Source organism: Microbacterium foliorum (assembly GCF_006385575.1).
Lineage (GTDB): Bacteria > Actinomycetota > Actinomycetes > Actinomycetales > Microbacteriaceae > Microbacterium > Microbacterium foliorum_B.
This window is the reverse complement of the sequence record NZ_CP041040.1, coordinates 352,641-365,521: the sequence shown is the minus strand read 5'-3', so window position 1 is coordinate 365,521 and position 12,881 is coordinate 352,641. Positions and strand designations below refer to the sequence as shown.

The window sequence follows — 12,881 nt, the reverse complement described above, 5'->3', positions numbered from 1 at the left end:
CGCGGAATACTGCTCGCCCGAATCGATTCGATCGCAATGGTGGCAGACCTGCAAGCGTTTGCACTAACCTGATGCCATGGCACAGCTTGAGCAGATCGCAGCCCCCGGTTCCGAGTGGTGGCGCACCGCGGTCATCTACCAGATCTACCCCCGTTCTTTCGCCGACGCCTCTGGCGACGGCATCGGCGACCTGCCCGGCATCACCAGCCGACTCGACTCCCTGAAGGAGCTCGGCGTCGACGCGATCTGGCTGAGCCCGTTCATGACGAGCCCGCAGCGCGACGCGGGTTATGACGTGGCCGACTACCGCGACGTCGACCCGCTCTTCGGCACGCTCGATGACTTCGACACCATGCTCAACGCGGCGCACACGCGCGGCATCCGCGTGGTCGTCGATCTGGTCCCGAACCACTCGTCCGCTCAGCACGCCTGGTTCCAGGAGGCGCTGAAGGCAGCCCCCGGCAGCCCCGAGCGCGCGCGGTACATCTTCCGCGACGGCAAGGGCAAGAACGGCGAACTCCCCCCGAACAACTGGGAGTCCGTCTTCGGCGGCGGCATGTGGGAGCGCGTCACCGAGGCCGACGGCACGCCGGGCCAGTGGTACCTGCACATCTTCGACCCGACGCAGCCCGACTTCGACTGGAACAACGAAGAGGTGCGCGAGGAGTTCCGCTCGATCCTGCGCTTCTGGCTCGACCGCGGCGTCGACGGCTTCCGCGTCGACGTGGCTCACGGCATGATCAAGGCCGAGGGCCTGCCCGACTACACCCCGCCGGCCGACGCCGACTCGATGGGCGGCGGCGAGGCGAACGTGCCGTACTGGGGTCAGGACGGCGTGCACGACATCTACCGCGACTGGCACAAGGTGCTCGCCGAATACGACGGCGACCGCGCGCTGTGCGGCGAGGCCTGGATGCCGACGCTGAAGCAGACCGCTCTGTGGGTGCGCCCCGACGAGATGCACCAGACGTTCAACTTCCCGTACCTGATGACCGAGTGGGACGCGAAGGCTCTCGGCGCCGTGATCCGCGAATCCCTCGACGCGTTCGGCGCGGTCGGTGCTCCGAGCACCTGGGTCCTGTCGAACCACGACGTCGTGCGCCACGCGTCGCGTCTCGCGCTCACCGCCGAGAACCCGCAGGGTGAGGGCATCGGCCCGAACACCCCGCACAAGCCCGACACCGCCATCGGCCTCGCCCGCGCCCGCGCGGCGACGACCGTGATGCTCGCTCTCCCCGGGTCGGCCTACCTGTACCAGGGCGAGGAGCTCGGTCTGCCGGAGGCGATGGAGATCCCCGACGCGTTCCGCCAGGACCCGACGTGGTTCCGCACCAACGGCGAGCGCTACGGACGAGACGGATGCCGCGTGCCGCTGCCGTGGGAGGCGGATGCTCCGGCGTTCGGCTTCAACGAGACCGGCGCGTCGTGGCTGCCCCAGCCGGCCGACTGGGCTTCGTACTCGCGCGATGTCGAAGAGGTCGACCCGGCCTCGACGCTCGCGCTCTACAAGCGCCTGCTCGCCGGACGCCGCGAGTACGGCTTCGGCAGCGGCTCGCTGGTGTGGGAGGACGCAGGAGCGGATGCGGTCGCATTCCGCCGCGGCGACGTGCACGTGCTCGCCAACCTGGGCACCGAGCCGATCCCGCTGCCCGCAGACGCGTTCGTGATCCTGCAGAGCCAGCTGTTCGACGGCGGCGCTGTGCCGGTCGACACGGCTGTCTGGTACACCACGGCGTAACTTCGCATCACGCTCCGGTCGCAGTTCGCGCCGCCCACGGCACCAGCCGACGGCACGAACTGCGACCGGAACGGTTCAGAGAGGAATCCCATGGCGAGCATCGATGAGGTCGCCCGGCTCGCCGGCGTCTCGACCGCGACGGTCTCGCGCGCACTGAGCGGCCGGGGCCACGTGTCCGAGTCGGCCCGCCAGCGCGTGCAGGAGGCGGCTTCGGCGCTCGGCTACGTGGTGTCGTCTCGCGCCTCGAGCCTGGCATCGGGTCGCACCCGCAACATCGGCGTGGTGGTGCCGTTTCTCGACCGCTGGTTCTTCAGCACGGTGCTGTCGGGGGTGTCGTCCGCGCTGATGCGCGAGGGCTACGACATCACCCTCTACAACATCACCGCCGACAAGGATGTGCGCCGCCACGTGTTCGACACGTTCCTGCGGCGGCAGCGGGTCGACGCCGTGATCGCGGTGTCGATCGAGCTCGACGCAGACGAGACGCAGCACCTGCTCGACCTCGGCCTGCCGGTGATCGCGATCGGCGGCCCCAACCCCAAGCTCGACACGCTCACCGTCGATGACGTCGCCGTCGCACAGCTCGCCACCGAGCACCTGATCGGTCTCGGGCACCACGACATCGCCCACATCGGCGCGAACCCCGAGTTCGACATCGACTTCCACATCCCGACGAATCGTCGTCTCGGGTTCGAGAAGGCGCTGGCGAAGGCCGGCATCCCCCTCAACCCCGCTTTCCTCGAACCCGCCGACTTCACCGTCGAGGGCGGATACCGCGCGGCGAAGCAGCTGCTCGGACGCCCGGGGCCCCGGCCCACCGCCGTGTTCGCGGCATCCGATGAGATGGCGATCGGTGCGATCCTCGCCGCCCGCGACCTCGGCTTCGCGGTGCCGGACGACCTCTCCATCGTCGGCATCGACGGCCATGAGCTCGGCGAGTTCTTCCGCCTCAGCACCGTCGACCAGTTCCCTCTCGGCCAGGGTGAGCGTGCAGCGGATGCCGTGCTCGCCAAGCTCGCCGACGGAGAGGCCACGGGGATACCCGCCGAACTCCCCTACGAGCTGAACGTCCGCGGGACGACTGCGCGACTCGTCTAGAACCGGAATACCGCAGCGCCCTGCAGCATCCCGTCATACTGATTCAATGGACGCGCTCAACGACTTCGTGCTCTCCGCCGGCGACGGACTCTGGACGTGGGTGGTGCTGCCGATCCTCGTGGTCCTCGGCCTCTACTTCACCGCGAGATCAGGCGTCGTGCAGTTCCGGATGATCCCCGAGATGTTCCGCACTCTCACTGATCGCACCCCGCGCAAGGAGAACGGCGAGCCGCAGTCCGTCTCGGCGTTCCAGGCGTTCACCATCTCAGCGGCGTCTCGCGTCGGCGTGGGCAACATCGCAGGCGTCGGCACCGCGATCGCCATCGGCGGCCCGGGCGCGATCTTCTGGATGTGGACCATGGCGTTCATCGGCGGAGCATCGAGCTTCATCGAGTCGACGCTCGGCCAGGCGTTCAAGGTGCGTGACAAGGACGGCTTCCGCGGCGGTCCCGCGTACTACATGCAGCACGGCCTCAAGGCCCGGTGGATGGGCATCCTGTTCGCGGTGATCCTGATCATCTGCTTCCCGTTCGCGTTCAGCTCCCTGCAGGCGAACACGATCAGTGCGACCATCTCATCGAGCTTCGGCGGCGAGATCGGGTGGATCCCTTGGGTCATCGGCGCCGTGCTCGCGGTGCTGACCGCCCTCGTCGTCTTCGGCGGCATCCGTCGCATCGCCAGCGTCACGCAGGCTGTCGTGCCGGCGATGGCACTGGGCTACCTGCTGCTCGGCCTCGTGATCGTCGGCATGAACTTCGAGCGCCTCCCCGAGGTCTTCGCCTCGATCTACACCCAGGCGTTCGGATTCAACGAGGTCGTCGGCGCCGCGCTCGGAACCATCATCATGACGGGCGTCAAGCGCGGCATGTTCTCGAATGAGGCCGGACTCGGTTCCGCCCCGAATGCCGGAGCCAGCGCGGCCGTGACGCACCCGGTGAAGCAGGGACTCGTGCAGACGCTCGGCGTCTACTTCGACACGTTCCTCGTGTGCTCGATCACCGCGTTCATCATCCTCGTCTCGACGCCGGACCTCGCGAACGCGACCCGGGGAATCGGCCTCACTCAGAACGCGATCGTCGGCAACCTCGGCGAGTGGTCGAACGTGCTCCTGAGCATCATCATCTTCCTGCTGGCGTTCAGCTCGATCCTCGGCAACTACTACTACGGCGAATCGAACATCGAGTTCATCAGCAGCAAGCCCTCGGTCCTCACCGCCTACCGCGTGCTCGTCGTCGTGATCATCTTCCTCGGCTCGATCGCCTCGGCGGACATCATCTGGAACACAGCCGACGGCATCATGGGGCTGATGGCGGTCGTCAACCTCGTCGCGATCGCACTGCTGTCGGGAATCGCGTTCAAGCTGCTGCGCGACTACTCCGATCAGCGCCGCGCTGGACTCGACCCCGTTTTCACGAGGGCGCGCATGCCGGAGGTCACGGGGATCCAGTGCTGGGAGGACGAGCTGAGCGTCACCGGCCCGATCCCGGTGCAGGGCGAGCAGCGCTCGCGCCGCGGCTGAGCGGATTCAGAGGCCGGCCGACGCTGCCGGACACCGATCTCACAGGGGCTCGCGACTCATCTGTCGCGAGCCCCTGCCTGATCAGACCTCGAGTCGCGTCCGTCGTGCTGCGGCGTTCCGCTGGGCGAGGATGCCGCCGCCGATGACCGCTGCGATGAGCGAGCCGAGCAGGACGCCGATCTTGACGTGCTCGTCGGCGACCGAGCTCGACCCGTAGGCGAGTTCGCCGACGAGCAGCGAGACCGTGAATCCGATTCCCGCGATGAAGGCCATGCCCGTCAGGTCGGGCCAGCGCAGCGTCTCGTCGAGACGCAGCGCCGGCACGCGGCTGAGCAGGAAGGTGGTCGCGAGGATGCCTATCGGCTTGCCCAGGACGAGTCCGACGATGATTCCGATCGCGATCGGGTCGGTGAGCGCCGACCGCAGTCCCTCGACGCCGCCGATCGTGACTCCGGCCGCGAAGAAGGCGAAGACCGGCACGGCGAACAGCGTCGCGACCACTCCCCAGCGATCGGCGAAGTGCGGGGCGAGGCCGTCGTACACCGGCTCGCCCTCGGCATCCACTCCCCGGGGCACACGTGCACGCTCGGTGGGCACGACGGGCACGACGAAGCCCAGCAGCACGCCGGCGACGGTCGCATGAATTCCTGCGGCGTGGATGCAGACCCACACCGCGACGGCGAGGGGCAGGAGGATCCACCACGCACGGACGCCCTTCTGCACGAGGAAGGCGAATCCGGCGAGCGGAAGCAGCGCGAGCGTGAGCCACGGGAAGCTGATCGTGTCGGTGTAGAACGTCGCGATGATCGTGATCGCGATCAGATCGTCGATGATCGCGAGCGTCAGCAGGAAGACGCGCAGTGCCGGCGGCAGGAACTTGCCGACCACGGCGATCACGGCCACGGCGAAGGCGATGTCCGTCGCGGTCGGGATCGCCCAGCCGCGCAGGGCGTCACCGTCGCCGGCGTTGATCACGGCGAAGATGACCGCCGGGACGATCACCCCGCCGACGGCGGCGGCGATCGGCAGCGCTGCCTGACGAGGGTCTCGCAGGCGCCCGGTGACGAACTCCTCCTTCAGCTCGAGTCCGACGACGAAGAAGAAGATCGCCAGCAGACCGTCGGCCGCCCAGGCGCCGACACTGAGGTCGAGGTGCAGTTCGGGGATGCCGAAGGTGAAGTCGCGCACGGACTCGTACCACGACACCGCGGACGTGTTGGCGAGGATCAGCGCAGCGACGGTTGCGGCGAGCAGGAGCGAACCGCCGAGGACGTCGCTGCGGGCGTTGTTGCGGATGCCGCGCCACAGCTCATGCGGAGCCAGACGGAGACGGGAACGGGTGGAAGAAATGGACACGAAGAGACCTCACGCGGGAGAAGGGGTGAACGGCGCGGAAGACCACACCCCATCGAGGCGTGATCTAGTCGCGTGGCGGCGGGCAGCCCGCGATCTCGCCGTGTGAGAGTGTGCCCCAGACGCTGGTCCAGCCGTTCGTGCCCGGGTGCATGACGACCCGCATCGACTTCCTCATCGGGGTCGCCGAACGCAGCTCGTGCGGAGCGCGCGTCGAGCCGGCGATCGAGTGAAGGGCCACAGAACCAGCCTACCGCGGGGCGCCTGAACGAATCAGACCTGTCGCAGCGCCTCGCCCGCCGCGTCGAGCGCGCCATCGGCGAGGGAGAAGTACGCCCACTTGCCGCGCTGCTCGCGAGTGACGAGGCCGGCGTCGGACAGGAGCTTCATGTGGTGCGAGACGGTGCCCTGCGACAGGCCGACCGGATCGGTGAGATCGCAGATGCAAGCCTCGCCGCCCTCTGCAGACGAGATGAGTGACAGCAGGCGGATGCGCGTCGGATCCCCGAGAGCTTTGAACAGGCGCGCGATGCGCTCGGCCTCGGCGACGGGCAGGGCGGCTGCAGCACCCGGTGCGCAGCACGAAGTCTGCTGGATGGTCACCGGAAGCGTCATGCGACCATACTCTCACGTATTGACATTCTTCGATACGTGCGCGACGCTTTTCATATTGATGATTTTCGATCTGAGGAGATGCGATGTCTGAACTGCCCGTCGTCGTGATCGGAGCGGGGCCGCAGGGCCTTGCCGCAGCAGCACATCTGGTCGAACGCGGAGAAGACGTCGTGGTCGTCGAACGGGGACGCGAGCCTGCGACCGCCGTCTCCGAGTGGGGCCACGTGCGCCTGTTCTCGGCATGGCCCGAGCTGACAGACGCCGCCGCGCGTCGCCTGCTCGAGCCGACGGGGTGGAGCGCTCCTGCGTCGGGATACCCGACCGGGGCGGAGTGGGTGAGCGATTACCTGGCGCCGCTCGCGGGTGCCCTCGGAGGCCGCATCCGCTACGCGACGACCGTCACAGGAGTCGCCCGCCAGGGGCGCGACAAGGTCGTCGACGCAGGGCGCAAGAGTTCGCCGTTCGTCGTGCACACCGTCGACGTCGACGGAATCGAGTCCCGCATCCTCGCCCGTTCCGTCGTGGATGCGAGCGGCACGTGGGGCATGCCGAATCCGGCAGGCGCCGACGGCTTCCCTGCAGTCGGCGAACGGGCGGCATCCGACCTCATCTCGTACCGCATCCCGGCCGACGTGTCAGAGCTCGCCGGCGAGCACGTCGTCGTCGTGGGTGCCGGCCATTCGGCCACCCACACGGTGCTGCGCCTGAGCGAGCTGGCTCGCCGGGCACCGGGAACCCGCGTGACCTGGCTGCTTCGCCGCGGCAGCGCCGCGAACGTCTTCGGTGGCGGCAGCGGCGACGAGCTTCCGGAGCGCGCCGCGCTGGGATCTCGCGCACGCAAGGTCATCGACGCGGGCGTGGTCGACTTGGTCACGGGATTCCGCGTCGCGGAGTTCCGCACTGAGGTCGACGGCATGACGATCGTCGCCGAGGACGGCCGCGAGCTGGCGGCTGTCGGACGGGTGTTCGCGCTCACCGGCTTCCGGCCGGACACCGGCATCCTGCGGGAGCTGCGCATCGACCTCGACACCTCCCTCGAGGCCGTCGCCGGCATCGCCGCAGAGATCGACCCCAACATCCACTCGTGCGGCTCGGTGTCGGCGACCGGCGCACGCGAGCTCGCGCAGCCGGAGCCCGGGCTCTTCATCGTCGGTGCGAAGTCGTATGGCCGCGCGCCGACATTCCTCGCGTTGACGGGGTACGAGCAGGTGCGCAGCGTCGCCGCACAGCTGGCCGGAGATCACGAGGCCGCAGCACGCAAAGAGCTCGCCCTCCCCGACACCGGCGTCTGCGGTGGATCAGGCGACTTCGGTGAAGCGGATGCCGGAAGCTGCTGCGCCGCACCGACCGTGATCCAGATCGGCAGGACTCCGTCGACGTCGCCCGAACCCGCGCGCTCGCTTACCCTGGAGACATCATGACGACCACCACCAAGCCCTCCGTCCTCTTCGTGTGCGTGCACAACGCCGGACGCTCGCAGATGGCCGCGGGCTTCCTCCGCGAGTTCGCCGGCGACCGCATCGAGGTGCGCTCTGCCGGCTCCATGCCCGCCGACCAGATCAACCCGATCGCGGTCGAGGCGATGGGCGAGCTCGGCATCGACATCACCGCCGAGCAGCCCAAGGTGCTCACGACCGAAGCCGTGCAGGCATCCGATGTCGTGATCACGATGGGATGCGGCGACGCGTGCCCGTTCTTCCCCGGCAAGCGCTACGAGGACTGGAAGCTCGACGACCCGGCCGGCCAGGGTATCGACTCCGTGCGTCCGATCCGCGACGACATCCGTCAGCGCATCGAGGCCCTCGCGGGCGAGCTGCTGGCCTGATCGCAACCTCTCGGGAGGAGAACTGCGCCTCGGGAGGACGGATGCCGCGGCATTCTCCTCCCGAGGGGTGATCTCCTCCCGAAGGCGTGCCCTGCTCTCGAGGGGGATCTCCTGCCGAGGGGGGATCTCCTCCCGGCGGACTTCCTCCCGAGGGGCGTGAACTCGGGCGGCGGCACTCACCGGGTGCGGCATTCCGCAGGAGCCCCCAGTTGCCGGTAGTGTCCATCCGTGACCCTGCTCCGTCGCGCCGCCGGTCGGCGTCGTAGCCTCGCCCCCGCCCAGGTCATCGCCGCCGGGTTCGGAGCGGTGATCATCGCGGGGACGCTGCTGCTCATGCTGCCGCTCTCGTCGAGCGACGGCACCTGGACGCCGCCGATCGACGCCCTGTTCACCGCGACCTCCGCCGTCTGCGTGACGGGGCTCGTGGTCGTCGACACCGCGGTCTTCTGGAGCCCCTTCGGCAAGGTCGTGATCCTGGCGCTGATCCAGCTGGGCGGCTTGGGCATCATGCTCTTCGCGGCGCTCGTCGGCCTCGTGCTCGCGCGACGCCTCTCGGTGCGATCACGGATGCTTGCGAGCACCGAGACGAAGACGCCCGGCGCGGGGAGCATGAAGCGCATCGCCACCGGCATCCTCGTCACCACCCTCGTGATCGAGGTGATCGTCGCGATCCTGCTGTTCGTGCGATTCCTCACGGGCTATGGCTACGACCCCGCGCGTGCGGCGTGGCATGCCGTGTTCCATGCCGTCTCCGCCTTCAACAACGCGGGATTCGCCCTCTACACAGACAGCCTGATGGGCTTCGTCGGCGACCCTTGGGTGTGTCTGCCGATCTGCGCGGCGATCATCCTCGGCGGCCTCGGCTTCCCGGTGCTCCGACAGCTGCGACGCGAGTTCCGCCGCCCGCTGCACTGGACGATGAACACCCGCATCGTGCTCTCGGCGACGATCGCGCTGCTCGTGATCGGCACCGCGTACGTGCTGCTGTTCGAGTGGGACAACCCGGGAACCCTCGGCGCTCTCTCGCCCGGTGACCGCATCCTCGCCGGGTTCTTCCACTCCGTGCAGGCGCGCACGGCCGGCTTCAACTCCGTCGACATCACTCAGATGCACGACGAGACCTGGCTGGGAACCGACGTGCTGATGTTCATCGGCGGCGGGCCGGCGGGCACGGCGGGCGGCATCAAGGTCACCACCTTCGCGGTGCTCTTCTTCATCATGTGGACGGAGCTGCGCGGCGGTGCGGCGGTGAACATCTTCGGAAAGCGGCTCTCGCGCGCCGTGCACCGTGAGGCGATCACCGTCGTGATCGTCGCACTCGGCGCGGTCATGGCCGGGGTCATCGCGATCCTGGCGATGACCGACTTCGATCTCGACCGCGTGCTGTTCGAGGTGGTGTCGGCCTTCGGCACCGTCGGCCTCTCGGCGGGGATCACGGCAGATCTACCGCCGGCCGCACACCTGATCCTCGTCGCACTCATGTTCCTCGGCAGGCTCGGACCCCTGACACTGGGCTCTGCTCTGGCCTTGCGCGAAAGACCCACCGCCTACGATCTTCCTAAAGAGCGCCCCGCGATCGGCTGATCGACGCACTCACCACGCACGATAGGACCCTCGTGTCCAAGTTCCTCTCCTTCAGACAGGATGCCCGGCGGATCGCCGAGGCCGACTCCGTGGCCGTCATCGGCCTGGGCCGATTCGGCACGTCGCTCGCTCTCGAGCTGATGGCGTCGGGCACCGAAGTGCTCGGGATCGACGCCGACGAAGATCTGGTGCAATCGCTCAACGGTGAGCTCACGCAGGTGGTGCGTGCCGACTCGACGCGCATCGACGTGCTCGAGCAGCTGGCGATCGGCGAGTTCGACCGGGTCGTCGTCGCGATCGGCAGCGACGTCACCGCATCGATCCTCACCGCCTCGCTGCTGCTGACCATGAAGGTGCCCGTGATCTGGGCGAAAGCCGTCGACGAACGACACGGCGCCGTGCTCGAGCAGCTCGGTGTGCACCGCGTCATCTATCCCGAGAAGGACATGGGGCGCCGCGTCGCACACCTCGTGCGCGGCGCCGCAGCCGACTACCTCGAGATCGATCGTGGCTATGCCGTGGTGAAGACGGTCGCGCCCGCGCATCTGCAGGGCATCACCCTCACGGACGGCGCGGTGCGCTCGACCTACGGCGTCACGATCGCGGCGTACCGCACGACGCACGGCGAGTGGCGCAACGCCGAGGCGACCACGGTGCTGGGCGACGGCGACATCGTGCTCGTGGTCGGACCCACGCGCGAGGTCGAGAGGTTCGCCCAGCTGCGCTGATCGGTGGGGCGTCTCGGCCGTCACGGATGCCGCGGCACGGATGCCGCGGCCCGGACGTCACGGTACGGATGGCTGGGAATCGCACGGTGGGCTGACGGATGCCGCGGCATTCGCCAGCCCACCGGGGATCGGTCAGCCGAATGGGCTGCCGACGGGATGTTCGTGACTCAGCGGGCGACGATGAGCCCGGCGGTCTTCTCCTGCACCGCCTGGAAGCGGCGCTGCACGTCAGACCAGTTGACGAGCTCCCAGAACGCCTTGACGTAGTCGGCCCGCACGTTGAGGTAGTCGAGGTAGTAGGCGTGCTCCCAGACATCGAGCTGCAGCAGCGGGGTGACGCCGAGCGGCGCGTTGCCCTGCTGGTCGAAGAGCTGGAAGATGACCGGACGAGCGCCGACGCTGTCCCACGCGAGCACGGCCCAGCCCGAGCCCTGCACGCCGAGCGCGGTCGCCGTGAAGTGGGCGCGGAAGGCGTCGATCGAGCCGAACGCGTCGGTCAGCGCCGCCTCGAGCTCACCCTCGGGGTTGCCGCCGCCGTCGGGCGAGAGGTTCTCCCAGAACACCGAGTGGTTGATGTGACCACCCAGGTTGAAGGCGAGGTCCTTCTCGAGCTTGTTCACCGCGGCGAAGTCGCCCGAGTCGCGGGCCGCAGCCAGCTGCTCGAGGGCGGTGTTGGCGCCGGTCACGTAGGCCTGGTGGTGCTTCGAGTGGTGCAGCTCCATGATCTTGCCCGAGATGTGCGGGGCGAGAGCCGAGTAGTCGTACGGCAGCTCGGGGAGGGTGTACGCAGAGGTCATGCTGTTCCTTTCGGTGGGGTTTCAGTTCTGGTCGTGCGAGTTCTGGTCGTTCGGCAGCGAGTGGAATCGGCGGTCGAGGTACACGAGCGGGCGGCCGGGCTGCCCGAGGAGCACCTCGTCGACCTCGGCGATCACCACGGTCGACGAGCCGACCGCGACAGTCGTCATCGGGTGCGCTCGCATCGCCACGCGCGCTCCGGGCAGATACGGCTCACCCGTGGGCAGATTGCTCCAGCCCTGGTCTGGTGTGAAGCGGTCGGCGCCGCTCACGGCGAAGCTCTGCGCCAGAGCGGAGTGCTCGTCGTCGATCAGGTGCACGACGAAGGTGTCGGCGCCGAGGATCGCCCCGGCGCTGCCGGTCGCCCTGGTCACCGAGAAGACGATCGCGGCGGGATCGACCGCGACGGACGCGACGCTGGATGCCGTGAGTCCGACCGGGCCCGCGGGCGTCGACGCCGTGATGATCGCGACTCCCGCCGGATGCGCGCGGAACGCGGCCTTGAGTCCTTCACCGACCTCGGAGGGGACCGGTGCTGCGGGGTGCTGCTGACTGCTCATTCGGGTGCCTCCTGGGGCGGAAGTGCGGAGATGATCGGGTGGTCGCGCTCGATGATGCCGAGCTTCGCGGCGCCACCGGGGGATCCCAGTTCGTCGAAGAACTCGACGTTGGCCTTGTAGTAGTCCTGCCATTCTTCCGGCAAGTCGTCTTCGTAGTAGATCGCCTCGACGGGGCAGACGGGTTCGCACGCACCGCAGTCGACGCATTCGTCGGGGTGGATGTACAGCGAGCGCTCGCCCTCATAGATGCAGTCAACAGGGCACTCGTCGATGCACGCACGATCCTTGACATCGACGCAGGGAAGGGCGATCACATAGGTCATAGGGTGGCGGTCTCCGTTCGGGTCACGGTTGCAACCGTATGACCTCAAGTACACTTGAGGTCAAATCGAGGAGGTCGGGATGAACGAAGACGCCGACACGGACCGCAGCGTCCACGGACCTGACGAGCCGCTGACGATCGGCGAGATGAGCAGGCGAACCGGGGTCGCCCCCTCGGCCCTGCACTTCTACGAGAGTCTCGGCCTCATCGCCTCGACCCGCACGGCCGGCAACCAGCGTCGCTACGCCCGCCACATGCTGCGAAGGGTCTCGCTCATCACGGTGGCCAAGCGCCTCGGCATCCCCCTCGCCGACGTGCAGCACGCGTTCGCCGACGTGCCGCTGACGCAGACACCGAGCCACGAGGACTGGCAGCGCGCGTCACGACGCTGGAAACGGGAGCTCGAGAAGCGCCGAGAGGGCATCGAGCGCCTCGAACGCGAACTCACCGGATGCATCGGCTGCGGCTGCCTGTCGATGAAGGCGTGCGGCCTGCTCAACCCGGGTGACACCCTCAGCAGCCAGGGCGCGGGCCCGCAGCGCCTGCGCGACGAGGACTGACGCGCGAGCCGGCGAGATCCTCGTCGCCGTGTGAGACCCACGCCACCGCGTGAGACCCACATCTCCGCGTGAGACCCGCACCACCGCGTGAGACCCACATCTCCGCGTGAGACCCGCGTGCAGAACGCGGGTCTCACACGAGCATCACGGTCTCGAGGGGCCCGGAGCACGGGCGCGGGCGGCG

General features: G+C 68.3%; 14 protein-coding genes. 8 read left to right on the top strand and 6 right to left on the bottom strand.

What is annotated here, in order from left to right:
- Window positions 1-76 precede the first annotated feature (76 nt).
- The 3 genes from FIV50_RS01825 (at window position 77) to FIV50_RS01815 (ending at window position 4,355) form a co-directional block, all read left to right on the top strand.
- A complete protein-coding gene (locus FIV50_RS01825; protein WP_140035935.1) occupies window positions 77-1,738 on the top strand; it encodes a glycoside hydrolase family 13 protein in 1,662 nt (553 codons plus the stop codon).
- A gap of 90 nt (window positions 1,739-1,828) precedes the next feature.
- The gene (locus FIV50_RS01820) at window positions 1,829-2,836 is read left to right on the top strand and encodes a LacI family DNA-binding transcriptional regulator (RefSeq protein ID WP_140035934.1); all 1,008 of its coding nucleotides are present in this window, start codon (window positions 1,829-1,831) and stop codon (window positions 2,834-2,836) included.
- A gap of 46 nt (window positions 2,837-2,882) precedes the next feature.
- Window positions 2,883-4,355: an alanine/glycine:cation symporter family protein gene (locus FIV50_RS01815; RefSeq protein ID WP_140035933.1), complete on the top strand. Its 1,473-nt coding sequence runs from the start codon at window positions 2,883-2,885 to the stop codon at window positions 4,353-4,355.
- Between the two features lie 81 nt (window positions 4,356-4,436).
- On the opposite strand, the gene nhaA is transcribed toward FIV50_RS01815, so the two are convergent.
- The 3 genes from nhaA to FIV50_RS01805 all read right to left on the bottom strand — a co-directional run bounded on the left by nhaA (window position 4,437) and on the right by FIV50_RS01805 (window position 6,323).
- A complete protein-coding gene (gene nhaA, locus FIV50_RS01810) occupies window positions 4,437-5,711 on the bottom strand; it encodes a Na+/H+ antiporter NhaA (RefSeq protein ID WP_140035932.1) in 1,275 nt (424 codons plus the stop codon).
- A gap of 64 nt (window positions 5,712-5,775) precedes the next feature.
- A complete protein-coding gene (locus FIV50_RS17760; RefSeq protein ID WP_219846239.1) occupies window positions 5,776-5,949 on the bottom strand; it encodes a hypothetical protein in 174 nt (57 codons plus the stop codon).
- 32 nt (window positions 5,950-5,981) lie between these two features.
- The gene (locus FIV50_RS01805) at window positions 5,982-6,323 is read right to left on the bottom strand and encodes an ArsR/SmtB family transcription factor (RefSeq protein WP_140035931.1); all 342 of its coding nucleotides are present in this window, start codon (window positions 6,321-6,323) and stop codon (window positions 5,982-5,984) included.
- A gap of 83 nt (window positions 6,324-6,406) precedes the next feature.
- Here FIV50_RS01805 and FIV50_RS01800 point away from each other — a divergent pair, with 83 nt between their 5' ends.
- The 4 genes from FIV50_RS01800 (at window position 6,407) to FIV50_RS01785 (ending at window position 10,460) form a co-directional block, all read left to right on the top strand.
- Window positions 6,407-7,744: an FAD-dependent oxidoreductase gene (locus FIV50_RS01800; RefSeq protein WP_140035930.1), complete on the top strand. Its 1,338-nt coding sequence runs from the start codon at window positions 6,407-6,409 to the stop codon at window positions 7,742-7,744.
- Window positions 7,741-8,148 carry an arsenate reductase ArsC gene (locus FIV50_RS01795; protein WP_140035929.1) on the top strand — a complete coding sequence of 136 codons (408 nt, stop codon included), beginning with the start codon at window positions 7,741-7,743 and terminating at the stop codon, window positions 8,146-8,148. The genes FIV50_RS01800 and FIV50_RS01795 overlap by 4 nt, the downstream gene beginning before the upstream one ends.
- A gap of 228 nt (window positions 8,149-8,376) precedes the next feature.
- Window positions 8,377-9,732, top strand: a complete 1,356-nt coding sequence (locus FIV50_RS01790) for a TrkH family potassium uptake protein (RefSeq protein WP_140035928.1) — start codon at window positions 8,377-8,379, stop codon at window positions 9,730-9,732.
- 32 nt (window positions 9,733-9,764) lie between these two features.
- Entirely contained in the window at window positions 9,765-10,460 is a 696-nt protein-coding gene (locus FIV50_RS01785) for a potassium channel family protein (RefSeq protein WP_181164298.1), read from the top strand.
- Between the two features lie 167 nt (window positions 10,461-10,627).
- Here FIV50_RS01785 and FIV50_RS01780 read toward each other — a convergent pair whose 3' ends face one another.
- The 3 genes from FIV50_RS01780 to fdxA are packed head-to-tail and all read right to left on the bottom strand — an operon-like array spanning window position 10,628 to window position 12,138.
- On the bottom strand, window positions 10,628-11,257 hold the full coding sequence (locus FIV50_RS01780) for a superoxide dismutase (RefSeq protein WP_140035927.1): 630 nt from the start codon (window positions 11,255-11,257) through the stop codon (window positions 10,628-10,630).
- A gap of 21 nt (window positions 11,258-11,278) precedes the next feature.
- Window positions 11,279-11,815, bottom strand: coding sequence for a flavin reductase family protein (locus FIV50_RS01775; RefSeq protein WP_140035926.1), 537 nt, complete (start codon window positions 11,813-11,815; stop codon window positions 11,279-11,281).
- Complete coding sequence (fdxA, locus tag FIV50_RS01770; protein ID WP_042538086.1) at window positions 11,812-12,138, bottom strand: ferredoxin; 327 nt, start codon at window positions 12,136-12,138, stop codon at window positions 11,812-11,814. The genes FIV50_RS01775 and fdxA overlap by 4 nt, the downstream gene beginning before the upstream one ends.
- Before the next feature lie 79 nt (window positions 12,139-12,217).
- On the opposite strand from fdxA, the gene soxR reads away from it, so the two are divergent.
- Window positions 12,218-12,697 carry a redox-sensitive transcriptional activator SoxR gene (soxR, locus tag FIV50_RS01765; RefSeq protein WP_140035925.1) on the top strand — a complete coding sequence of 160 codons (480 nt, stop codon included), beginning with the start codon at window positions 12,218-12,220 and terminating at the stop codon, window positions 12,695-12,697.
- Window positions 12,698-12,881: the final 184 nt, after the last annotated feature.

Bases quoted from the DNA above. Each gene is read 5' to 3' on its own strand.
- FIV50_RS01825 (WP_140035935.1), top strand. From the start codon at position 77: ATGGCACAGCTTGAGCAGATCGCAGCCCCCGGTTCCGAGTGGTGGCGC.
- FIV50_RS01820 (WP_140035934.1), top strand. From the start codon at position 1,829: ATGGCGAGCATCGATGAGGTCGCCCGGCTCGCCGGCGTCTCGACCGCG.
- FIV50_RS01815 (WP_140035933.1), top strand. From the start codon at position 2,883: ATGGACGCGCTCAACGACTTCGTGCTCTCCGCCGGCGACGGACTCTGG.
- FIV50_RS01805 (WP_140035931.1), bottom strand. From the start codon at position 6,323: ATGACGCTTCCGGTGACCATCCAGCAGACTTCGTGCTGCGCACCGGGT.
- FIV50_RS01800 (WP_140035930.1), top strand. From the start codon at position 6,407: ATGTCTGAACTGCCCGTCGTCGTGATCGGAGCGGGGCCGCAGGGCCTT.
- FIV50_RS01795 (WP_140035929.1), top strand. From the start codon at position 7,741: ATGACGACCACCACCAAGCCCTCCGTCCTCTTCGTGTGCGTGCACAAC.
- FIV50_RS01780 (WP_140035927.1), bottom strand. From the start codon at position 11,257: ATGACCTCTGCGTACACCCTCCCCGAGCTGCCGTACGACTACTCGGCT.
- FIV50_RS01775 (WP_140035926.1), bottom strand. From the start codon at position 11,815: ATGAGCAGTCAGCAGCACCCCGCAGCACCGGTCCCCTCCGAGGTCGGT.
- fdxA (WP_042538086.1), bottom strand. From the start codon at position 12,138: ATGACCTATGTGATCGCCCTTCCCTGCGTCGATGTCAAGGATCGTGCG.
- soxR (WP_140035925.1), top strand. From the start codon at position 12,218: ATGAACGAAGACGCCGACACGGACCGCAGCGTCCACGGACCTGACGAG.